Origin of the sequence: Dyella sp. (genome assembly GCF_035685885.1) — a bacterium.
Taxonomy (GTDB): domain Bacteria; phylum Pseudomonadota; class Gammaproteobacteria; order Xanthomonadales; family Rhodanobacteraceae; genus Dyella.
The window spans coordinates 1-23037 of the sequence record NZ_DASRZX010000100.1 but is presented as its reverse complement, the minus strand read 5'-3'; the positions used below and the strand labels follow the sequence as shown (position 1 = coordinate 23037).

Here is a 23037-nt window from a genome sequence, read left to right as displayed (position 1 = left end):
GAATCCAACATGGAAATTTTCAATCACAACGCGAACGTGAACTTCCTCGGCATGAGGAAGATCAGTGTCGGCATCGCCATCCTGCTGATGGTGGTGTCCATCGGGCTTATCGCCGTCAAGGGCCTCAACTACGGCCTGGACTTCACCGGCGGCGTGTCGCTGGTGGTGGACTACGAGAACCCGGTGACCACCGCCGAGGTGCAGGAAGCGCTGGAGAAGGGCGGTATCGAGCATTCGCTGGTCGCCAGCCTGGGCGGCACGCGCGAAGTCTCGGTGCGCTTCCAGCCCACCGCGGTGATGAAGGACGAGGCCGGCAAGATCAATCTCGACAAGGTGTCCGCCGTGACGACCGGCGTGCTCAAGGCGAGCCGCCCGGACGTCAGCATCAAGAGCCGTGACTACGTGAGCTCCACGGTGGGCGATGAGCTGCGCAGCGACGGCATCCTCGCCGCGCTGGTGGTGATGCTCGGCATCGGCCTGTACCTGGGCATCCGCTTCGAGTGGCGCTTTGCCGTGGCGGCCATCGTGACCGAACTGCACGATGCGCTGATCACGGTCGGCGTGTTCGCGCTGGTGCAGCGCGAGTTCGACCTGACCGTGCTGGCCTCGGTGCTGGCGGTGATCGGTTACTCCATCAACGACAAGGTGGTGGTGTTCGACCGCGTGCGCGAACTGTTCCGCCTGGCCCGCAAGGCCGAGCCGGAAGAGATCCTCAACCGTTCGATCAACAACACGCTGTCGCGAACCATCATCACCGCGCTGTTCACCGCGATCACCATGGCCGCGCTGTACTTCTTTGGCGGCCCGGTGGTGCATGGCTTCGCCATCACCATGCTGATCGGCATCCTGGTCGGCACGCTGTCCTCGATCTTCGTGGCCAGCCCGATCCTGTTGTGGCTCGGCGTGTCCAAGCAGGATCTGATGCCCAGGACCAAGGAAAACCCCGAGCTGGCTCGCCGGCCGTAAGGAAAGCCTTCGTTCGTCTAAAACGGCCCGGTTCTCCGGGCCGTTTTTTTTTGCGATAGACGTTGGCGTACACGCGGCCGCATCTCTCCCTTGCGAACATCGCCCCTCTCGCGCAGCAGTGCTTATCGCGCTCGCCGGAGTCGGCGAGGACTCACGAATTGCAGGGCTTTTCCCTATTTTTCCGCGCCAGGAATGCGGCCTCTCGGACATTACCTTGCGTCAGTCTTAAGGTGTAATTTTTTCGTTGACGTTTCGCAAGAAATAACGCATGTTCCCGGGAAGCCCCTGTTTCAGACGTGAAACATTGCGATGACAGGAGCGTGTCTGGCGGACGTATGAGCCGCACAGAGTGAGTCCGAGTCTCCCGGGGGGAGCCTTCTGATTCAAACCTGATGTCTTTTTGGCCAACCGGTTTTGTAACCGGGCGGGCCTGGCCTTCTTTTGCCCGAATTCCGGGCGGTTTTGGGGAGAAATCGCTGATGAGTTTATACAAGTTCAACCATGGCCCGCTGTTGCGCCGTTCGACGCTGGCAGTGGCAATGACGATGGGACTGGCAGGCGTGGCGTTTGCCCAGTCCACCACCGGCACCATCTTCGGTCAGGCGGAAGCCGGCGAGACCGTGACGGTGACGGGTTCTACCGGCATCACCCGCTCGGCCACAGTCGACACCTCGGGTCGCTATCGCATCGCCAACCTGCCGCTGGGCACCTATTCGGTGGTGCTGCAGAAGGATGGCGCCGCCGTCGATACGCGCAACAACGTCGCGATCACGGTGAACGCGGGTACGGAAGTTTCCTTTGCGTCGATGTCCGCGGCTTCGTCGCTGTCGGCCGTCACGGTCTCCGCCAATGCGCTGCCGGCCATCGACGTGTCGTCGGTGGACTCGCGCACGGTGATCACCTCGCAGGACCTTGAGCGCCTGCCGCTTGGCCGCAGCGCCGAATCCATCGCGCTGCTGGCGCCGGGCGTGGTGGCTGGTAGCGGTTACTTCGGTGGCCAGACCGCCGGTTCGTCGACGGTGTCGTTCGGCGGTTCGTCGGTCAGCGAAAACGCGTACTACATCAACGGCTACAACACGACCGACCCCCTGAAGAACCTGGGCGGCATCGGCCTGCCGTACGGCGCGATCGACCAGCAGGAAATCTACACGGGCGGCTACAGCGCCATGTACGGCCGTTCCGACGGCGGCGTGATCAGCCAGGTCGGCAAGCGCGGCACCAACGACTGGCACTTCGGTGGCCAGGTGATGTGGTCGCCGAAATTCCTCGCGGAAGATCCCCGGGGCATCACCTATCCGAACGCGCAGCTGCCGAACGGCTACGGCTACACGACGCCGGCGCTGGCAGGCACCACCTATCGCACGCGCGACAACAACGTCACGTGGAACACCGTCTACAGCGCCTACCTCGGCGGTGCGCTGGTGAAGGACAAGCTGTACCTGTTCGTGTCGGCTGAGGCGGAGAAGAAGAACGGCAAGACCACGTCCACCTCGGCGGCCTCGCAGCCGTACAACAACTATTACTCGTACAGCATTCCCAAGTACTACGTGAAGCTGGACTGGAACATCAACGACACCAACATCGTTGAGCTGACCGGCATCTCCAGCAAGACCTCGTACAAGGGTGACTTCTACAAGTACGACTACAAGACCCAGACCGAGGGCGCGCTGTACGCGCACGACACCTCGACCAAGACCGGTTCGGACATCTACGTCGGCAAGTACACCAGCTACATCACCGACAACCTGACCTTCATGGCCACCTACGGCCAGAACCGCGCCGTCGACTACTCGACCGTGCCTGGCCTCAGCGCCACGCTGCCGTACCTGAGCGGCGTGACCGCGCAAGATCCGGCCATCACGGGCGGCACGCCGATCCGCAATGGTGTGTCGACGCTGTACGTGAAGGACCCGGGCGCGCACAACAAGACTCACGGCCTGCGCCTTGACCTTGAATACAAGCTCGGCGACCACACGCTGGCGGCCGGTATCGACAACATGCATTACTCCGCTGTTGACGAAGGCCAGCAGGTCGGCGGCCCGGGTTACGCCTGGTACTACAGCAAGTCGTCCAAGCCGAACGTCGCCCTCAATCCGGCGCTCGGCGTCGGGGCTCCGGGTGGCAACGGCTACTACGCGCGCCGTCTCAAGTTCGTCACCACCACCAGCATGGCGGTGGACCAGAAGGCGCAGTACATCGAGGACCGCTGGCAGGTGACCGACCGCTGGCTGCTCAGCCTGGGCCTGCGCGACGACCAGTTCACCAACTACAACAGCGCGGGCGAAGCCTACGTCGAGAACAAGAACCAGTGGGCGCCGCGCCTGAGCTTCGCCTGGGACGTGTTCGGCGATTCCACCTTCAAGGTGTTCGGTAACCTCGGCCGCTACTACCTGGCGCTGCCCAACAGCGTGGCTATCCGCGGCGCTTCGGCGTCGACGTACACGTTCGAATACTTCACCTACACCGGCATCGATGCGAAGACGGGCATTCCGACTGGCCTCAAGCCGCTCGGCCCGGGCCCGGTCTCGACCAACGACGAATACGGCATCACGCCGGATCCGAAGTCGATCGCCGCGTCCAACCTGAAGTCGCAGTACCAGGACGAAGCCATCCTTGGCTTCAGCAAGATGCTGGGCACCGACTGGGTGTACGGCGCGAAGGGCACGGTGCGCAAGCTGCAGACGGCCATCGACGACGTGTGCGATGCCGACGCGCTGGAAGCCAAGGTCATTGCCAGCGGCATCGATCCCGATTCGGTGGAAATTCCGGGCGGTTGCCTGATCTTCAATCCGGGCGAGAACAACACGTTCCTGATGAAGAACGCCAGCGGCAACGGCTACACCAAGGTCAGCATGTCCACCAAGGACTGGGGCTTCACCTCGGGCGCCAAGCGCAAGTACGTCGCGCTTGACCTGTTCCTGGAGCATCCGTTCGACGGCAAGTGGCAGGGTCGCATCGACTACACCTTCTCGCGTAGCTACGGCAACACGGAAGGCCAGGTGCTCTCGACCATCGGCCAGGACGACATCTCCAAGACGCAGGACTGGGATACCGCGCCGCTCATGGTCAACAGCAACGGCGTGCTCTCGAACGATCGCACGCACCAGCTGAAGGCCTATGGCACCTACCAGGTGGCCGACGAGTGGATGGTGTCCGGTGCGCTGCGCGTGATGTCGGGCGCTCCGGTGTCCTGCCTGGGCTACTACGGCCCGGGCGATACCAACCCGTCGGGCTACGGTTCGCGCTACCGCTGGTGCGGTGGCAAGCCGGCAACCCTCGGCACGATCGGTCGCCTGCCATGGACCAAGCTGCTGGACCTGGGCGTGACCTACCGTCCGAACTTCGCGGACAAGAAGCTGGCGTTCAACTTCAACATCTTCAACGTGTTGAACGAGCGCAAGCCGACCGTGCTGGATGCCACCTACGAGACGGCCCCGTTCACCGTCTCCAATACCTATGACACCCCGCTGTACCAGACGACCCCGCGCTACGGTCGCTTCTCGGTGACGTACGACTTCTAAGCGGCAACGCCGAAGTCAGCCGGTTTGATGCGGCACCGCCCCCAGTCGGTGCCGTACCGGACGGCCAGCAGAAGGCTCGATCCGTTCCATGGCAGTGGAGCGGGGAGGGACGAAGAAGCCAGAAGAGCCATCGGCCAGGCCGGTGGCTTTTTTGTTTTTACACTCAGCCGGCAACCCGTCTTCCGGAGGCTCATTGCCTCTCCCGAAAGCTCTCCGACGCGGTCCGTGAAGCGCGGAATTTGCGTTCGCTGGTTACATTCGCAACTTTTTCTTGCGCATCAATTGGATAGCTTGCACCAGCAGGGCGCACGAACCCGCGAAAACCCCTTTGGATTCGCAGGATCGACCGGAAAAACATTAAGTCCGTGTTGACAGTCCGTAAGAAATAGCCATATGTTCGTGACTCGCGCCGCAATCGCAAGCTTCAATTCAGCTTCGATGAGGCGCCGCGCAAGGTATTGCGCAGACGGCGTGCAGGGTGGGATCTGCGGGGGAGCCTTCGGGATTTCAGTCCATACGCTTTGGGTCGCCCATATTTGGGTGGCCTCGCTATTTTTTTGCCCATTTTCCGGGCAGTTACGGGGAGATCGAGTTAATGAGCTTTCGTATGTTGAATCGTGCCGTGGTGCTGCGTCGGTCGACGCTCGCTGCTGCTCTGACCATGGGCCTGGCGGGTGTCGCCTTCGCCCAGTCCACCACCGGTACCATTTTCGGCCAGGCCGAATCGGGGGAAACGGTCACCGTCTCGGGTTCCACCGGCATCAGCCGCTCGGCTACCGTGGATGATTCGGGCCGCTACCGCATTAGTAACCTGCCGCTGGGCACCTACACGGTGACGCTGCAGAAGGCCGGTGCAACCGTCGATACGCGCAACAACGTGGCGATCGTCGTGAATGCCGGTACCGAGGTGTCCTTCGTCGCCACCAATGCGCAAGCCCTGGCATCGGTCACGGTGACGGCCAACGCGCTGCCTGCTATCGACGTGTCGTCGGTCGACTCGCGCACGGTTATCACCTCGCAGGACCTTGATCGCCTGCCGCTGGGCCGCAGTGCCGAAGCGATCGCACTGCTCGCTCCGGGCGTGGTGCAGGGTAGCGATTATTTCAGCGGCCAGAAGGCCGGCTCGTCCGTGGTGTCGTTCGGCGGCTCCTCGGTCAGTGAGAACGCGTACTACATCAACGGCTACAACACGACCGATCCTCTGAGCAGCCTGGGTGGTGTTGGCCTGCCATACGGCGCCATCGATCAGCAGGAAATCTACACGGGCGGGTATAGCGCCATGTACGGTCGCTCCGATGGCGGCGTGATCAGCCAAGTCGGTAAGCGCGGCAGCAACGACTGGCATTTCGGTGGCCAGGTCATGTGGTCGCCCAAGTTCCTTGCGGAAGACCCCAAGAACGCCCTGTATCCGAACAACAGCCTGCCGGCCGGCTTCGGCTATACCGACGACTCGCTGCCGGGCACTCAGTATCGCAATCGCAAGGGCAACGTGAAGTGGAATACGACGTACGACGCGTACATCGGTGGTCCGCTGATCAAGGACAAGCTGTTCTTCTTCGTCGCCGCCGAGGCTGAAAAGCAGGAAGGCAAGAGCACGTCCAGCGCTGCCGTGGCACAGCCGAACAATACGTACTACACATACAACATTCCTAAGTATTACGCCAAGCTCGACTGGAACATCAACGACAGCAATATCCTTGAGCTGACCGGCATTTCCAACAAGACCTCGTATGAGGGCTCGCAGTACGTCTACGACTATCAGGACAATACCGAGGGTGAGTTCCTGGGGCACGATACGTCGACCAAGACGGGTTCAGACATCTACGTCGCCAAGTACACCAGCTACATCACCGACAGCCTGACGTTCTCGGCCACGTACGGCCAGAACCGCGCGATCGACTACTCGAACGTGCCGGGCATGGATCCGAATGCGGTGTACCTGAGCGGCGCGAGCAACCAGGATCCGTCGATCACGGGCGGTACGCCGATCCGCAATGGCAACACCATCCTGTACGTCAAGAACCCCAACGCGAAGAACAAGACGCACGGCCTGCGCCTCGACCTCGAGTACAAGCTGGGTGACCACACTCTCGCGGCTGGTATCGACAACATGCACTTCTCGGCCAGCGATGAAGGCCAGCAGGTGAGCGGACCGGGTTATGCATGGATCTACGGTCACGCGACCAATCCGGCCACGCCCCTTTCGCCGAGCCTCGGCGTTGGCGCGCCGGGTGGCGATGGTTATTACGTGCGTCGGTACGTCTTCACCACGACCACCAGCATGTCGGTGGACCAGAAGGCGCAGTACATCGAAGACCGTTGGCAGATCAACGACAAGTTCCTGCTCAGCATGGGTCTGCGCGACGACCAGTTCACCAACTACAACGCCGTGGGCAAGGCGTACGTGGACAATAAGAATCAGTGGGCGCCGCGTCTGAGCTTCAGCTGGGACGTGTTTGGTGACTCCACCTTCAAGGTGTTCGGCAACCTCGGCCGCTACTACCTCGCGCTGCCCAACAGCGTGGCCATCCGCGGCGCTTCCCCGTCGACGTTTACCTATGAGTACTTCACCTATACGGGCGTTGATGCCGGCGGTAATCCGACCGGTCTGAGCCCGATCGGCCCGGGTCCGGTGTCGACCAATGGTGAGTACGGCGTGGCTCCGGACGCCAAGACGGTGACCGCCAGCAACCTGAAGTCGCAGTACCAGGACGAAGCCATCCTCGGCTTCAACAAGATGCTGGGCACCGATTGGGTTTACGGCGCCAAGGCCACGTTGCGCAAGCTGGAAACGGCCATCGACGACGTCTGCGACATGGATCCGCTGATCAACAAGGCGATCTCGCAGGGTATTGATCCTGATGCCGTCAACCTGCCGAGCAGCTGCCTGATCTTCAATCCGGGCGAGACCAACACCTTCAATCTGGCCAGGGCTGATGGCTCGGGCTACGAGAAGATCAGCATGTCGACCAAGGACTGGGGCTTCAGCACGGGCGCCAAGCGCAAGTACTACGCGCTGGACCTCTTCCTGGAACATCCGTTCGACGGCAAGTGGCAGGCGCGCGTGGATTACACGTTCTCCCGCAGCTACGGCAACACGGAAGGCCAGGTGCTCTCCACCATCGGCCAGGACGACATCTCCAAGACGCAGGACTGGGACGCGGCTTCGCTGATGGTCAACAGCAACGGCGTGCTGTCGAATGACCGCACTCACCAGCTGAAGGCCTACGGCTCTTATCAGGTCGCACCGGAGTGGATGGTGTCGGGCGCCGTCCGCGTCATGTCGGGCGCACCCAAGGCGTGCCTGGGCTACTACGGCACCGACGAAGGTAATCCGGTTGGTTACGATTCTTCCTATCGCTTCTGCGCTGGCAAGCCGACGCCGTTGGGTAGCGTGGGTCGCCTGCCGTGGCAGGAGATCGTTGACCTGGGTGTGACTTACCGTCCGGCCTTCGGGGCCAACAAGCTCGCCTTCAGCTTGAACATCTTCAACGTGTTCAACCAGCGCAAGCCGACCGTGCAGGACTACACGTACGAAGATGCCCCGTACACCGTGTCCAACACCTATGGCGCCACGCTGTACCAGACCACGCCGCGTTATGGCCGCTTGGCAGTGTCGTACGACTTCTAAGTCCTCAAGGCCGGCCGGCAGGTCGGCCACGTCCCACTGCATCGCGTCACGATGTCGTGGGGCGATTTGAGGGCGAGGTTTTCGTCAGTAGTTTTCAGGGCCGCCGGTACTACCGGCGGCTTTTTTTGCAATTTAATTCGCTGCCTTACTCAGGCGAGAGCTTATTTTTGTTCACGTATTGAGTTGGGCGGCGTCTGCCGAGCTCATTGAGCGATGAGTTGCCGGTGCTCACACACGCATCAGTCATCGATTGCTGGCTAGAGCCAACGTGGCGAGGTTTCAACTTGTCGCCCATCAACCGTTGTTGGCCGCCTCGGCGATGTGGCTGTGTCACCGTGACCCATTCGGCAGCGCCAAAGCACATATGCGGCGGTTCGTTGGGAAAGCACGTTTTGTCGCTGGTATGGCTTTAAGCAGCTCCGTTGCGGAGCAAGTCAGCGACTCAAGGCGAGCCAGGTGAACTCTGGACTGCATCGCCAACTGTATTGGCGCCGCTGGCCACCGCTGCAGACACCGCGATCACCGAGGGTGTAGCGGGGACGATGGGCGTGACGACAGGGAGCGTTGCGGCGGTGACGCGCTCCACGACGGGGCCCGCCTCCTGCGACAGCGAAGTAGCCTCAGCCTGCTTGTTCATCACGATGATGCTGATGCGGCGGTTGATCGGATCGCCCGGGTTGGCGCGATCGAATGGCACGGATGCAGCCAATCCCACCACGCGTGCGATCTTGTCCTCGGCCAGGCCACCGGAAAGCAGGGCACGTCGTGCCGCGTTGGCGCGATCGGCGGAGAGCTCCCAGTTGCTGTATTGGTGATCGCTGGTATATGGCGCGTCGTCCGTGTGACCGGACAGGCTGATGCGGTTGGGCACGCGATTGATGAAGCCCGACAGCTCCTGCAGGATCGTCAGCGTGTAGGGACGCAACTGTGCGCTGCCCAGGTCGAACATCGGGCGGTTCTGTTTGTCCACGATCTGGATGCGCAGGCCCTCGGGCGTGATATCCAGCAGCAGCTGGTCCTTGAACGGCTCCAACGCCTGGCTGCTCTGGATCGCTGCCTGCAGTTGCTGCATCAACTCTTCGAGTCGCGCGCGTTCCTGCTTGCGCGCTTCTTTCTCGATATCCTTGGGATCGGTGCTGGCCGCTGCCGCGCCCTGGGTGTCGTGGCCCGGGCCGTGCGGCATGTCCATCGCGCCGCCGAGCTTGATCATGCTGTTGCTGGCGCCGCCCGGACCCATGCGGCCCGTGGGAGCCATGGTGGCGGTGCCCTGCGTCATGCTGGGATTCTTGAAGTATTCCGAGATGGCTGCGCGCTGTTCGCGCGTGCCCGCGCCGATCAGCCACATGACCAGGAAGAAGGCCATCATCGCCGTGACGAAGTCGGCGTAAGCGACTTTCCAGGCACCGCCATGGTGGCCGTGCGTTTTTCGCTTTACGCGGCGCACCACGATAAGCGGCGGTTCGCCTTGCTCGCTCACGTGGCGACCTTTGCGCGTGGTGCCTTGAGGTGGTCTTCCAGGTCCTGGAAGCCGGGACGCGCGCTGGTGGAAAGCGACTTGCGTGCGAACTCCACCGCCACCTTCGGGTTGTAGCCGCGCAGGTTGGCGAGCAGCGCGATTTTCACGCACTCGAATGCCTTGCCGTCTTCCTGCACACGGTTTTCCATGGCCGCACCCAGCGGGCCGATGAAGCCGTAGCAAAGCAGGATGCCAAGGAACGTGCCGACCAGCGCACCGGCGATGTGCATGCCGATGCGCGAGGTGTCGTCACCGAGCTGTCCCATGGTGGTGACGATACCCAGCACCGCCGCCACGATGCCGAAGCCTGGCAGCGCATCGGCCATCTTCGCCACCGCGTAGGCGGGCGCGACGGCTTCGTGGTGACGGGTCTCCAGCTCCACTTCCAGCAACTGTTCCAGTTCGTGCGGATTCATGCTGCCGCCCACCATCAGGCGCAGGCAGTCGGTGGTGAATTCGATCAGGTGGTGCTCGCGCACGAGGCGCGCATAGGCGGAGAACAAGGAGCTGGACTGTGGATCCTCGATGTGTTCTTCCACGCCAAGCAGGCCTTCCTTGCGCATCAGGCTGAAGAGGTCGTAGAGCATCGACAGCAGGTCCACGTAATCCTGCTTCTTGTATTTGGGCCCTTTCAGCAGCGCTGCTGCGTCACGCAATGCGCCCTTGACCACCGCGGGAGGATTGGCCGAGAGAAACGCACCTATCGCGCCGCCGGCGATGATCAGCAACTCGTACGGCTGCCACAAAGCAAGAAGCTGTCCGTGCGACATCACGAAGCCACCGAGCACGCACGCAAGAACCACGAAGGCTCCGACCAGGACCAGCATATTTGCTCCGAGATACGGAGCCAGTTACTCCGCGCTCAGGCCTTATCGGCGTACGCGGAAGAAAGTTGAGAAAACGTTTGCGCGAGCGATGCGGGTCGGGATCAAACCACATGTTTTCGCGGCGATGTGCCTTTCGTGGCGAATGGCGTATGGATCGCGGCGACCGCGTTTCACCGCGAGATCATTTCACATCGGAGGCGTCCGGAGCAGGGAAGCGTGGTGAGCACGCTGTCAGGCTGTAGTGGCGCTTTCCGGCGCGACCGGTTCATCCACCGATGGCACGGCATGCGGCGACACGGGCTGCATGATGTGATGCCCCAGGGCATGCAGGTCCAACTGCTCGACCGGAATCGGCCGGTAATCGGGGCCAAACGCCACTTCACCGAATTTCCATCCCGCCGGCCGTCTCACCGCACCCCAGAAACGCTTGGCGGCGTTCCAGTGCAGTCCGATCAGGCCGTGGTTGTTGTCGTCGTCCACCATCGGGTCGCCAACGCCGGTGGGGCGCAATGGTTCGTTGTACAGCGCGGTACCGAACAGCACATCCCACACCGACAGCACCTGCCCGAAATTGCAGTTGTGCAGTTTGGGGCGCGTGGGGTCTACCAGCATGTGGTGCAGCCGATGGAATTGCGGTGCCACGAACACGCGGTTGAACACCGGTCCGAAACCGATGCGCACGTTGGCGTGCGAGAAGTTCTGCACCAGCTCGCCGGTGAGCACGAGCCACGCAAACTGGTCGGGCTCTACGCCCATCACGATGCCCACGCTGGCCAGGATCATCGACTGGATGAATCCGTCGATGAGGCTGCCGCGATCATTCGTCCAGCAACTCATCTGGCGCGTGCTGTGGTGCATGCTGTGCAGCGCCCACCACCACGGCAACGCATGCTGCAGGCGATGCATCCAGTAATAGGTAAGGTCGTAGACGAGGTAGTAGCAGCCGAACAGCAGCCACGGGTGTGCCTTCAGCGCGGGAAACCAGTGCGTGATGGCCAGCGGTGATGCGCTCGCGTCGCCGGGGCCGGTATCCGGGCCGCCGAAATAGTTGGCGATCGGCGTGAGCACCAGATAGCTGAAGATCGGAAAGATGCCCACCAGCATCAGCAGCGTGTACTGGAAATCCACCTTGGTGAGCTTGCGATCCGTCCATTTTTCCGCCGGCACGATGCTTTCCAGTGGCCGGAAAATGAGGCCGATGATGCACAGCTGCAATGTGGCGATCAGCAGCGATTCGGCGATGTCGTTGGGATTGCCCGCCAGGTTCTCGAGGTGCAGGAACTGCAGCACCGGTTGCACGCCGTGCGTGCTGAACCAGCCGACGAGTTGGGACCACAGTTCGGACATCGCTGTCACCTTGCAGGCAAGTGGCGCTGCAGCAGTATGTCGGCGCGACGCTGCGCGGTGCGATGCGCATGGCCGGGGATCGGGCTGCAGAACCAGGCGGTTTCAGGATACGCCTGTGAGCGGCAAGTCCTCAAACCGGCAGGAATTTGCGGTGTTGATGACCGCGTCCGCCTGCCGGTGGGAGCGCACCTGTGCGCGACAGCCTGTGGGTTGGCGAGACAGTGGCGTTGCGGTTGAGCACAGGGTGCGCTCCCACAAAAAACATCTATGCCGTGCGCAGCGCCCGGAGCTTTTCATCCAGCTCGGCGAGCCGTTGCGGCGTGCCCACATCGGTCCATGCGCCACGATGATGATTGCCATGCAGTTGGCCGCGAGCCATGGCGCGTTCCAGCAGCGGCCTGAGCTTGAAACGAGGTGGCTTTTCCTGCGCGCCGGCATCGTCGACCGCGTCGCGCCAACCCTCCAGCAGTTCTCGGCGAAACACGCCGATGCCGCTGTAGGTGAGCCGGGGCAGGGCGTCGGTATCGAGCAGCGCACCTTGCGCGTCGAGTGCGAAATCACCGCGAGGGTGATGTGCGGGATTGTCGACCATCAACAGGTGGCCTGTGCCCGCGGGCTCGGCGGGCAGCGTGGCGAAATCCGCATCGGTCCAGACATCGCCGCTGATCACCAGGAACGGCTCGGGGCCGAGCAGGTCCAGCGCATTGAGCATGCCGCCACCGGTTTCCAGTGGCGTGGTTCCTTCGTAGGCGTAGCGGATGCGCAGTCCCCAGCGCGAACCGTCGCCGAGCATGTCGGGAAACTGTCCGGCGAGATGCGAGGTGTTGATGACCACGTAGCGCACGTCGATGGCCGCGAGCTTTTCCAGATGCCATTCGATCAACGGTCTGCCGCCGACAGGCAACAGCGGTTTCGGTGTGTGGTTAGTGAGCGGGCGCATGCGCTCGCCGAGGCCGGCGGCGAAGATCAATGCGTGCCTCATGCCGCTGCCACCTGCGTGAGGTCGCGGCCTGCGGCATGGCGCTCCAGCAGCGCGACGAAATCGGCAAGCTCGGGATAGTTGCGCGCAACCGACACCACGTAGTGAAAAACCACGGGTACATCGGCAAGGTAGCCCGGCTTTCCGTCGCGATACCACAGCCGGTAGAACTGGCCGAGCACGCGCACGTGGCGATGCATGCCGGTGAGATCGAACCAGCGCAGGAAGCGCGCGGGCGACACCTTTTCGTCGATCATGCCGGCAACGATCAGGCGTTGGCGATACGACTCCACCCAGCCTTCCACGCGCTCGCGCGGCCACACGATGTACGCATCACGCAGCAACGAGGCGAGGTCATAGGTGATGGGCCCGGCCAGTGCGCCCTGGAAATCGATGACACCCGGGTTGTTCTCATCGACGACGAGCAGGTTGCGGCTGTGATAGTCGCGATGCACGAAACTGCGCGGCTGTTCCTGCGCGTTGCGGATGATCACGTCGAACGCGGCTTCCAGTACGTCCCATTCCTCGCAACTCGGCGTGTGGCCGAGATGGCGGGTGAGGAACCATTCCGGCATCACTTCCAGTCCGGTCACCAGCACCTGATGGCTGAAGGGCGGCAAGTCGCGATAGTCCATGCGCGTCTGCATCCGCAGCAGGGCATCCATCGCATCGCCATACAGCGCATCGGCCGACAGATCGTTCAGTTCGGACAGATAAAGGCGATTGCCGAGATCTTCGATCAGCAGGAAACCTTGCTCCAGATCTTTCGCGTGCACGGCAGGCACATGCAGGCCCGCGGCGGCCAGTCGTTCACCCATGGCCAGCCACGGGCGGGGATCTTCTTTGTCCGGCGGCGAATCCATCACGATCCAGCTGCGACCGTGATGGTGCGTGCGCCAGTAGCTGCGGAAGCTCGCGTCGGCGGAGGCGGGTTCGAGGGTCAGCGTCGCGTCGTCTAGGGCGGAACGGGTCCAGGCCAGGCGGGCGGCGGCGCGATCGAGGGCGATGGTCATGGCGTGCAGCAGGTAGTGGTGCGAGCAGCTTAGCGGGTGAGGCCCTTCAACTGTAGGAGCGCACCCAGTGCGCGATAGGCGCGCCGATGCGCTGCGATCGCGCACTGGGTGCGCTCCTACAACGATCCGGCGTGTTGCAAGGCTCGCCCCTCACCACCGTAGAGGCATTGCCATCACCGTGAAGGTGGCAATGCCTCTACGGTGGTGGCAATGCCGCCTTAAAGGTGGCATTGCCCCAGCCCTCCCCCAATGGGGAGCGGGCGAAGTGAAGTCTCACGACAGGTTATAAGCCTTCTCTTCATGCATCGCGATGTCGAGGCCGATCTGCTCTTGCTCGTCATCCACGCGCAGACCCAGCGTCCAATCGATGAGCTTGAGAATGACCAGGCTCAGCACGGCGCTCCATATCACGGTGAAGCCGACGCCCTTGGCCTGGATCCACAGCTGGCCCCATAGCGATTCCACCGCGCCGAAACCACCCAGCTTGGGCGAAGCCAGTGGACCGGTGAGCAGCGCACCGACGATGCCGGCGATCGCGTGCACGCCGAACACATCCAGCGAATCGTCGTAACCCAGCTTGTGCTTGAGCCGCGTGGCGCTGAAGAAGCAGGTCACGCCGGCGATCAGCCCGAGCACCAGCGCACCTCCCGGGCCGGCCGTGCCTGCGGCGGGCGTCACGGCCACGAGGCCGGCGACGGCGCCGGACACGATGCCGAGCACGCTCGGACGTCCATGCACCATCCACTCGACCGCGAGCCAGCCCAGCGCGGCGGCGGCAGTAGCAACCTGCGTCACCAGCATCGCCATGCCCGCGCTGCCATTGGCGGCGACGGCCGAGCCTGCGTTGAAGCCGAACCAGCCCAGCCACAGCAGGCTCGCGCCCACCACCGTATAGCCGAGGTTGTGCGGCGGCATCGGCACGTTGGGATAGCCGCGACGCTTGCCGATAACGAGGCAGGCGATAAGGCCGGCTATGCCGGCATTGATGTGCACCACGGTGCCGCCAGCGAAATCGAGCACGCCAAGGTCACCCAGGAACGAGCCCGGTCCACTCCACACCATGTGCGCCACCGGCAGGTAGACGATGGTGAGCCACAGGCCGCTGAACCACAGCAGGGCGCTGAACTTCATGCGCTCGGCAAAGGCGCCGATGATCAGCGCCGGCGTAATGATCGCGAAGGTCAGCTGGAACATCACGAACACGCTTTCCGGCACTGTCTGGTAGCGCGAATCAGGCTTGAGCCCGGCCAGCATCACGCGATCCAGTCCGCCGATGAAGGAATGCAGGTTGGTCACGCCCGCCTGCATGCCTTCGGTACTGAAGGCCAGCGAGAACCCGTAGAACAACCACAGCACCGTCACCAGCGCGGTGATGGCAAAACACTGCATGAGGACCGACAGCAGGTTCTTGGCGCGGACCATGCCGCCGTAGAACAGCGCCAGGCCGGGGATGGTCATCAGCAGCACGAACGCCGTGGCGGTGAGCATCCAGGCGGTATCGCCGCTATCTATATGTGTAGGGGCCGCCGCAGCCTGGGCCCAGGCGGAAGAGGTGGCCAGCAAGCCGGACAAGGCGAGCGCGGGGCGGGCGAGCTTTCGGTCAAAGCGCATCGACATCGACCTCCTGCGTGCGGATGCGGATGGCTTGCTCCAGCTCGCTCACGAAGATCTTGCCGTCGCCGATCTTGCCGGTACGCGCCGCCCCCATGATGGCCTCGATCGCCTGATCGAGCTGCTCATCGGCGATGGCTACCTCAAGTTTCAGTTTGGGCAGGAAATCCACCACGTACTCGGCGCCGCGATACAGCTCGGTATGCCCGTGCTGGCGACCAAACCCCTTCACCTCCGTAACGGTCATTCCCGTCACCCCCACCTCGGTCAGCGCCTGCCGGACGTCGTCCAGCGTGAATGGCTTGATGATCGCCGTGATCCATTTCATCCCCGAACGCTCCCCGCCTCATGGATATGTCGCGGTGCAGCAGGATGCGTGCCATGCGACTTCCGCCACATGCACTTGGCCCCTCACCGTCATTCCCATGAAAGCGGGAATCCAGTTATTTCAATGGGTTGGAAGGAGAGCAAAGTCGCGGCATCCCTGCTTTAGCCGGGGTGACGGTGAGGAACAGCTGGAGATACGGTGGGTTGGGTGCCCTGTGATTGCCCGGGAAAAGGGCGTCTCGTTTGCCTGAATCCCCTTTTTGGTGCACCGCTACGGTTTGACCCATCAGGCATTAATCAGTACCATTTTGGTACCGATTCCCCTGGTACCGCCGGCCGCTCCCATGCTCCGCGTCAGCCGCCTCACCGACTACGCCACGGTGGTGATGACCTGCATCGCCGCCCATCCTGACGACGTGCTCAGCACGGCGCAGATCGCCGATGAGACGCATCTGGAGTTGCCCACCGTGAGCAAGCTGCTCAAGTCGCTGGGCCATGCCGGGCTGGTGGAGTCCTTCCGCGGCGTCAACGGCGGCTACCGCCTGGCGCGCCCGGCCGTGGAGATCACGCTGGCGCAGATCGTCGAAGCGCTGGAAGGCCCCATCGGCATGACCGAATGCAGCCTCGCCGAAGGCCAGTGCGATCGCGAGTCGCAATGCGGCGTGCGATCCAACTGGCAGCGCGTCAACAGCGTGGTGGACAACGCCCTGCGCGCCGTCAGCCTGTCCGACATGCTCAAACCACCCAGTCGTCGCATCGACGCGACCCTGATCGGATGACCGCCGATCTCCTGTGACCGACCAGACGACGACACGAAGACCATCATGACTACCGAAACCACCGAACGCAGCGACCTCACCGCCACGACGCTTCGCGACAACGCCGAAGTCGCCGCTGCGCTGGGCCGTCGCTACGAAGCCGGCTTCGTCACGGACATCGAAACCGACTATCTGCCGGCGGGCCTGTCCGAAGACATCGTGCGCCAGCTCTCCGCGCTCAAGAAAGAACCGGAGTGGATGACCGAGTGGCGCCTGAAGGCCTATCGTCACTGGCTCACCATGCCCACGCCCGACTGGGCCAAGCTCAAGCTCGCGCCGATCGACTACCAGTCGATCAGCTACTACGCCGCGCCCAAGTCCGGCCCCAAATCGCTTGACGAAGTCGATCCCAAGCTGCTGGAAACCTACGACAAGCTCGGCGTGCCGCTGCATGAGCGGGCGAAGCTGGCCGGCGTGGCGGTGGATGCGGTGTTCGACTCGGTCTCGGTGGGCACCACCTTCCGCAAGGAGCTGGCCGAAGCGGGCGTGATCTTCTGTTCGATGAGCGAGGCCATCCGCGAACATCCCGAACTGGTGCAGAAGTACCTGGGCAGCGTGGTGCCGACCGGCGACAACTTCTTCGCCGCGCTCAACTCGGCGGTGTTCTCCGACGGCTCGTTCGTGTTCATCCCCAAGGGTGTGCGTTGCCCGATGGAGTTGTCCACCTATTTCCGCATCAACGCGATCAACACCGGGCAGTTCGAGCGCACGCTGATCGTGTGCGAAGACGACGCCTACGTCTCCTACCTCGAAGGCTGCACCGCGCCGATGCGTGACGAAAACCAGCTGCATGCCGCGGTGGTGGAGCTGGTGGCGCTGGAGCGCGCGCAGATCAAATATTCCACGGTGCAGAACTGGTACCCCGGCGACGAGAACGGCGTCGGCGGCATCTACAACTTCGTGACCAAGCGCGGCGACTGCCGCGGCAACGACTCGAAGATTTCGTGGACGCAGGTGGAAACCGGTTCGGCCATCACCTGGAAGTATCCCAGCTGCGTATTGCGCGGCGATCGTTCGGTGGGCGAGTTCTACTCGGTGGCGCTCACCCATCATCGCCAGCAGGCCGACACCGGCACCAAGATGATCCATATCGGCAAGGGCACCAAGTCCAAGATCGTGTCCAAGGGCATCAGCGCCGGCCGCAGCAACAACAGCTATCGCGGCCTGGTGAAGGTGGAGAAGGGTGCCGAAGGCGCGCGCAACTACACCCAGTGCGACAGCCTGCTGATCGGCAAGAAGTGCGGCGCGCACACTTTCCCCTATATGGAAGTGAAGAACCCCACGGCCATCGTCGAGCATGAGGCCACCACCTCGAAGATCTCCGACGACCAGCTGTTCTACTGCCGCAGCCGCGGCATCGGCGAGGAAGACGCCGTGTCGATGATCGTCGACGGCTTCTGCAAGCAGGTCTTCCGCGAGCTGCCGATGGAATTCGCGGTGGAAGCGAAGAAGCTGCTGGAAGTGTCGCTGGAAGGCGCGGTGGGTTGATGCTTGTTCCTTCTCCCTTGGGGAGAGGGTGCCCAAAAAGCGGATGAGGGTGCGGCGCGTGCAAACACTGCAGCGATGCCGAACCCTCACCCCGTCCCCTCTCCCGGTGGAAGAGGGGCTTAAAGACCAGGAACGAATATGCTGAAGATCGAAAACCTGCATGCCCGCGTCGAGGGCAAGGACATCCTCAAGGGCCTCACGCTCACCGTGAACGCGGGCGAGGTGCACGCGATCATGGGGCCCAACGGCGCTGGTAAGTCCACGCTGGGCAACGTGCTGGCTGGCCGTGATGGCTACGAAGTGACCGAGGGTTCGGTCACCTTCAACGGTGTCGATCTGCTGGCGCTGGAGCCGGAGGCGCGTGCCGCCGCTGGTGTGTTCCTGGCCTTCCAGTACCCGGTGGAAATTCCTGGCGTCAACAACACGTACTTCCTGCGTGCCGCACTCAATGCGCAGCGCAAGCAGCGCGGCGAGAAGGAACTGGACTCCATGCAGTTCCTCAAGCTGGTGCGCGAAAAGCTGAAGGTCATGCAGATCTCCGACGAGCTGCTGCACCGCGCGGTGAACGAAGGTTTCTCCGGCGGCGAAAAGAAGCGCAACGAAATCTTCCAGATGGCCGTGCTGGAGCCGAAGCTGGCGATCCTCGATGAAACCGACTCGGGCCTGGATATCGATGCGCTCAAGCAGGTAGCGCAGGGCGTGAACGCGCTGCGCTCGTCGGAGCGTGGCTTCCTGGTGATCACGCATTACCAGCGCCTGCTAGATTACATCGAGCCCGATTTCGTGCACGTGCTGGCCGATGGCCGCATCGTGGAAAGCGGCGACAAGACACTGGCGCTGAAGCTGGAAGAGCAGGGCTACGCCTGGGTGGCGGACAAGGATCCGGCGCTCAGCGGAGCGTCGGCATGAGCGAAGCGCAACGCACGCCGTTCGTCGAATCGCTGCTGGAAGCTGCCGCGCAGGCGCAGTTGCCGGGCAGCGGCATCGGCTGGCTGGATGCGGCACGCCGCGAGAATCTCGATGCCTTCGCCGCGGCCGGTTTGCCGGACACGCGCATGGAGGCATGGAAGTACACGGCGCTGCGCGCGTTAGGCCAGCGCCGCTTTGCACCGGGTGATGTCCAGGCGGCGACGCGTGCGGTGGATGAAGCCGCTTGTGCGCTGCCTGGCGTGGATGGTCCGGCGCTCGTCTTCGTCAACGGCGTGTTCCGCGCCGATCTCTCCCGCCTCGACAACTTGCCGGCAGGCCTGGGCTTGTTGCCGCTGTCGCTGGCGCTTCAAGGTGACGCCGAACCCTTGCGTTTTGCGCTGTCTCGCCATTATCGCGAGGGCGGTGATGCGTTTGCGCGCCTCAACGCTGCACTTGCTGGCGATGGTCTGGTGCTGCGCCTGGCTGCCCATACCAAGGTGACCGAGCCGGTACATCTGGTGATGATCGGTGCCGCCGCCGACGGCGCGCTGGCCTGGCACGTGCGCCACATCATCGAACTGGGTGAGGGCTCGGCGCTTTCGCTGGTGGAGCACCACGTGGCCAGTGGCGAGCAGCAGCATCTGGGCACGCAGGTGGCGGATGTCGTGTTGCGCAAGGGCGCTCAACTGCGGCACGTGACGCTGCAGAACGCCTCATCCGGCAGCACCCTGGTGCGTCATGGCAGCGTGCAGCTGGATGAAGACGCGCAGGCCACGCTCTACGTGCTGGAGCTCGGTGGTGCGCTGGTACGCCACGATCTGCATGCCACGCTGGCAGGTGACCGTGCGCGCATGGAAACGCGTGGCGTGTTCGTGCTCCACGATCGCCAGCATGTCGATACACAGATGGCCCTTCGCCACCAGGCGCTCAATACCGCATCGGAGTCCATCTGGCGCGGCGTGGCCGATCAGCGTTCGCGCGGCGTGTTTCGCGGCGCCATCGTGGTGGCCGAAGGCGCCGATGGCAGCGATGCCAGCCTCAGCAGCAAGAACCTGCTGCTGTCCGGCCAGGCCGAGATCGATACCAAGCCCGAACTGGAAATCTACGCGGACGAAGTGAAGGCCGCCCACGGCGCCACCGTGGGCCAACTCGACGAACGTTCGCTGTTCTACCTGCGCTCGCGCGGCATCCCGCTTGCCGAGGCGCGCGCGATGCTGACGGCAGCGTTCTGCCGCGCGGTGTTCGAATCGCTGGACAACGACGCGTTGCGTGAACACCTCGACCAGCAGTTGATGGCGCACCTGCCTTCCGCGTGAAGGCAGCGCACCGGCCACAAGGCGAATGAACCGATGAATGCACAGACCAAGCCGAGTCCCACCGTGTTCGACGTGCAGCGCATCCGCGCGGACTTTCCCTTGCTGTCGCGCACCGTGCACGACAAGCCGCTGATCTATTTTGACAACGCCAACACCAGCCAGAAGCCGGCGAGCGTGATCGAGGCGGTGGACAATCATTACCGCCGCCACAACGCCAATGTCTCGCGCGCCGTGCACCAGCTCGGTGAAGAAGCCACGGCAGCGTACGAGGGCGCGCGCGACAAGCTGGCACGCTTCATCAATGCCACGTCGCGCAACGAACTGGTGCTCACTTCAGGCACCACGCAGTCGATCAATCTCGTCGCCTACAGCTACGCCATGCCACGCCTGAAGGAAGGCGATGCCGTCCTCACCACGGTGATGGAGCATCACGCCAACATCGTGCCATGGCAGTTGATGGCCGCGCGCACCGGCGCCACCGTGAAAGCGGCGCCGATCGACGATGGCGGCGAGCTGATCGTCGAGAAGTACATCGAGATGCTGACGCCGGAAGTGAAGCTGGCCTGCGTCACGCATGTGTCCAACGTGTTGGGCACGGTAAACCCGGTGCGCGAGATCGCCCGGGAGTGCCGCAAGCGCGGTATTCCGCTGCTGGTGGACGGTTCGCAGGCGGTGCCGCATCGTCCGGTCGACGTGCAGGCGCTGGGCTGCGATTTCTACGCGTTCACCGGTCACAAGATGCTGTCGCCTACCGGCACGGGTGCGCTGTGGGCACGGAAGGAACACTTGGAGGCGATGCCGCCGTTCTTCGGTGGCGGCGAGATGATTCGCGAAGTTCGCTTCGATGGCACCACGTTCGCCGAGCCGCCGCACAAGTTCGAGGCAGGCACGCCCAATATCGCGGGTTTCGTGGGTCTGGGCGCCGCCATCGACTACTACCACTCGGTCGGCTTCGACGCGATCCACTCGTGGGAGCAGCAGCTGCTCGCCTATGCGACCGAGCGCCTGCGCGAAGTGCCGGGCCTGCGCATCGTTGGCGAGGCGAAAGAGAAGGAGCCGGTGATCTCGTTCCTGATCGAGGGCGCGCAGGCGACCGACCTTGCCACCTTGCTCGACCTGCAGGGCGTGGCCGTTCGTTCCGGCCACCATTGTGCGCATCCGTTGATGCACCACTTCAAGGTGCCCGCCACGCTGCGCGCCTCGCTGGCGTTCTACAACACGCGCGAAGAGATCGACGCTTTCATCACCGCGCTGCTGAAGGTGCGCAAGCTGCTGATGTGATGCCGGGCACGCGGCCGATGGATCAATGCTGCTTCTTTCTCAGGTCCTGGATGTAGCCGATCTCCGCCAGTGATTTCGGCTCGTCGGGCGTCACCTTCAGGCAGGCGCGGTACTTCGCTTCGGCTTCGTCGAGCTTGTGTTGCTCCACCAGCACATAGCCTTGGCCGCGCAGTGCGACGCACTTTACGTTGGGGCTGTCGGGTGCCGTGATGTCCGCAAACGCCTCGCCGTTTTCATAGTGCGCCAGGGCCTGCGGCCAGTCGCGTTTCTGCATGTACACGAAGGCGAGCTCGTTGTTGTACTGGGCATCAAAGGGCGCGAGCGCGAGGGCCTTTTCCAGCTCGCGGCGTTCGTCGTCATAACGCGCCATCTCGCCATACGCATAACCCCTGGCCCAGTACGCCATGGCCCAGGCGGGGCCGATGACCTCGACCTCCCCGTGGCTGCCGCCGAGATTCCCGGCGGCATACAGCAGGGCGTCGCCAGTCCCGCGCGCGCTGTAGATCGTGGCCTTGCTATGAGCGTATTGGGCCTCGAACTTGTTCACCACATCGGTGAGCGGGTCATCGACGGCGGCCATGATCTGTCCCGCCTCGATCATTTCGAGGCCTTTCCTCACCTGCATTTCTTCCGGGCTGGGCGCGGGATGTTCCGAGGGGTCCAGGTGGATGGTGGCCTGAGGCTGGGATGCGCACGCGGCAAGCAGGCATGCGGCCAGTACTCCGAAAGCGATTCGGTGCATCGGTTTCCCCCCGGAAGATTTCGGCCAGCTTAGTCGACATCCTTCGATCTGGGGAAGGCATGGTCGGCGGCCTATTGAGAGTGCCGCCGTCAGCCCCAAAGCTTGGCTCATCCCGTCCGGAGGCACACCGATGGCTCGATGGCAGCTGGCTCAGATGAACGTGGGAACCTTGCTTGGCGACATGGGCGACCCCGCCGTGCAGCCGTTCTTTGATGCACTGGCCGAAGTCAACGCCCTGGCCGAAGCCAGCGGGGGCTTCGTCTGGCGATTGAAGGACGATGCGTCGGACAACGCCACCAGCATTGCCGTGGCCAGCGATCCGCGCTTCCTGGTGAACATGTCCGTATGGGAAAACGCGGAGGCATTGTTCGATTTCGTCTACCGCAGCGCGCATACGGCGATCATGGCGCAGCGCCGGCAGTTCTTTGCCAAGCCGCCGGAAGGGCGCGCCTATCAGGTGTTGTGGTGGGTGCCCGCCGGCACCGAGCCGACCATCAATGACGGGCTCGCCAAGTTGTGGCACCTGGATCGCTTCGGCCCGACGTCGCTGGCCTTTACGTTCAAGCAGCGTTTCCCGGCGCCGGACATCGCAGAGCCGGCCTACGCCTCCTTGTAGGAGCGCACCCCGTGCGCGATCGCGGCATCAGTGCTTGGCAGGAGGTCGGCTGGCGCGTTGCATGGAAGGTGATCGCGACGACCACGGACCGAGTTGCATGGTGGGGTTGCGGTCGCGCACGGGGTGCGC

General features: G+C 63.1%; 17 protein-coding genes. 9 read left to right on the top strand and 8 right to left on the bottom strand.

The features are described from left to right. The first annotated feature begins 9 nt into the window (after nt 1-9). The 3 genes from secF (at nt 10) to VFG49_RS12125 (ending at nt 8118) form a co-directional block, all read left to right on the top strand. Nucleotides 10-966 carry a protein translocase subunit SecF gene (gene secF, locus VFG49_RS12135; RefSeq protein ID WP_324860829.1) on the top strand — a complete coding sequence of 319 codons (957 nt, stop codon included), beginning with the start codon at nt 10-12 and terminating at the stop codon, nt 964-966. 479 nt (nt 967-1445) lie between these two features. Beyond that, a complete protein-coding gene (locus VFG49_RS12130) occupies nt 1446-4487 on the top strand; it encodes a TonB-dependent receptor (protein ID WP_324860827.1) in 3042 nt (1013 codons plus the stop codon). Nucleotides 4488-5082: 595 nt separating this feature from the next. Continuing rightward, the gene (locus tag VFG49_RS12125; protein ID WP_324860825.1) at nt 5083-8118 is read left to right on the top strand and encodes a TonB-dependent receptor plug domain-containing protein; all 3036 of its coding nucleotides are present in this window, start codon (nt 5083-5085) and stop codon (nt 8116-8118) included. 442 nt (nt 8119-8560) lie between these two features. Here VFG49_RS12125 and motB read toward each other — a convergent pair whose 3' ends face one another. The 7 genes from motB to VFG49_RS12090 all read right to left on the bottom strand — a co-directional run bounded on the left by motB (nt 8561) and on the right by VFG49_RS12090 (nt 15739). Next, entirely contained in the window at nt 8561-9595 is a 1035-nt protein-coding gene (gene motB / locus VFG49_RS12120) for a flagellar motor protein MotB (RefSeq protein ID WP_324860823.1), read from the bottom strand. Beyond that, the gene (gene motA / locus VFG49_RS12115; protein ID WP_324860821.1) at nt 9592-10461 is read right to left on the bottom strand and encodes a flagellar motor stator protein MotA; all 870 of its coding nucleotides are present in this window, start codon (nt 10459-10461) and stop codon (nt 9592-9594) included. The genes motB and motA overlap by 4 nt, the downstream gene beginning before the upstream one ends. A gap of 231 nt (nt 10462-10692) precedes the next feature. Next, complete coding sequence (locus VFG49_RS12110) at nt 10693-11808, bottom strand: sterol desaturase family protein (protein WP_324860819.1); 1116 nt, start codon at nt 11806-11808, stop codon at nt 10693-10695. A 265-nt stretch (nt 11809-12073) separates the two neighbouring features. Next, the gene (murU, locus tag VFG49_RS12105; RefSeq protein ID WP_324860817.1) at nt 12074-12790 is read right to left on the bottom strand and encodes an N-acetylmuramate alpha-1-phosphate uridylyltransferase MurU; all 717 of its coding nucleotides are present in this window, start codon (nt 12788-12790) and stop codon (nt 12074-12076) included. Then, nucleotides 12787-13800 (bottom strand): aminoglycoside phosphotransferase family protein, encoded by a 1014-nt coding sequence (locus tag VFG49_RS12100; protein WP_324860815.1) that lies wholly within the window; start codon nt 13798-13800, stop codon nt 12787-12789. Before VFG49_RS12100 ends, murU begins: the two co-directional genes overlap by 4 nt. A 273-nt stretch (nt 13801-14073) precedes the next feature. After that, a complete protein-coding gene (locus tag VFG49_RS12095; protein WP_324860813.1) occupies nt 14074-15411 on the bottom strand; it encodes an ammonium transporter in 1338 nt (445 codons plus the stop codon). Then, entirely contained in the window at nt 15401-15739 is a 339-nt protein-coding gene (locus VFG49_RS12090) for a P-II family nitrogen regulator (protein WP_324860810.1), read from the bottom strand. The genes VFG49_RS12095 and VFG49_RS12090 overlap by 11 nt, the downstream gene beginning before the upstream one ends. Nucleotides 15740-16082: 343 nt before the next feature. On the opposite strand from VFG49_RS12090, the gene VFG49_RS12085 reads away from it, so the two are divergent. The 5 genes from VFG49_RS12085 (at nt 16083) to VFG49_RS12065 (ending at nt 21550) form a co-directional block, all read left to right on the top strand. Then, on the top strand, nt 16083-16517 hold the full coding sequence (locus tag VFG49_RS12085; RefSeq protein WP_324860809.1) for an SUF system Fe-S cluster assembly regulator: 435 nt from the start codon (nt 16083-16085) through the stop codon (nt 16515-16517). Nucleotides 16518-16562: 45 nt separating this feature from the next. After that, nucleotides 16563-18044, top strand: a complete 1482-nt coding sequence (sufB, locus tag VFG49_RS12080) for a Fe-S cluster assembly protein SufB (protein WP_324860807.1) — start codon at nt 16563-16565, stop codon at nt 18042-18044. A 138-nt stretch (nt 18045-18182) separates the two neighbouring features. Next, a complete protein-coding gene (gene sufC, locus VFG49_RS12075; protein ID WP_324860805.1) occupies nt 18183-18953 on the top strand; it encodes a Fe-S cluster assembly ATPase SufC in 771 nt (256 codons plus the stop codon). Next, the gene (gene sufD, locus VFG49_RS12070; protein ID WP_324860803.1) at nt 18950-20269 is read left to right on the top strand and encodes a Fe-S cluster assembly protein SufD; all 1320 of its coding nucleotides are present in this window, start codon (nt 18950-18952) and stop codon (nt 20267-20269) included. The genes sufC and sufD overlap by 4 nt, the downstream gene beginning before the upstream one ends. A gap of 33 nt (nt 20270-20302) precedes the next feature. Then, entirely contained in the window at nt 20303-21550 is a 1248-nt protein-coding gene (locus tag VFG49_RS12065; RefSeq protein WP_324860801.1) for a cysteine desulfurase, read from the top strand. Nucleotides 21551-21572: 22 nt separating this feature from the next. Here VFG49_RS12065 and VFG49_RS12060 read toward each other — a convergent pair whose 3' ends face one another. Next, on the bottom strand, nt 21573-22292 hold the full coding sequence (locus tag VFG49_RS12060) for a hypothetical protein (RefSeq protein WP_324860798.1): 720 nt from the start codon (nt 22290-22292) through the stop codon (nt 21573-21575). Nucleotides 22293-22422: 130 nt separating this feature from the next. Here VFG49_RS12060 and VFG49_RS12055 point away from each other — a divergent pair, with 130 nt between their 5' ends. Continuing rightward, complete coding sequence (locus tag VFG49_RS12055) at nt 22423-22908, top strand: DUF3291 domain-containing protein (protein WP_324860796.1); 486 nt, start codon at nt 22423-22425, stop codon at nt 22906-22908. The last annotated feature ends 129 nt before the right edge of the window (nt 22909-23037 follow it).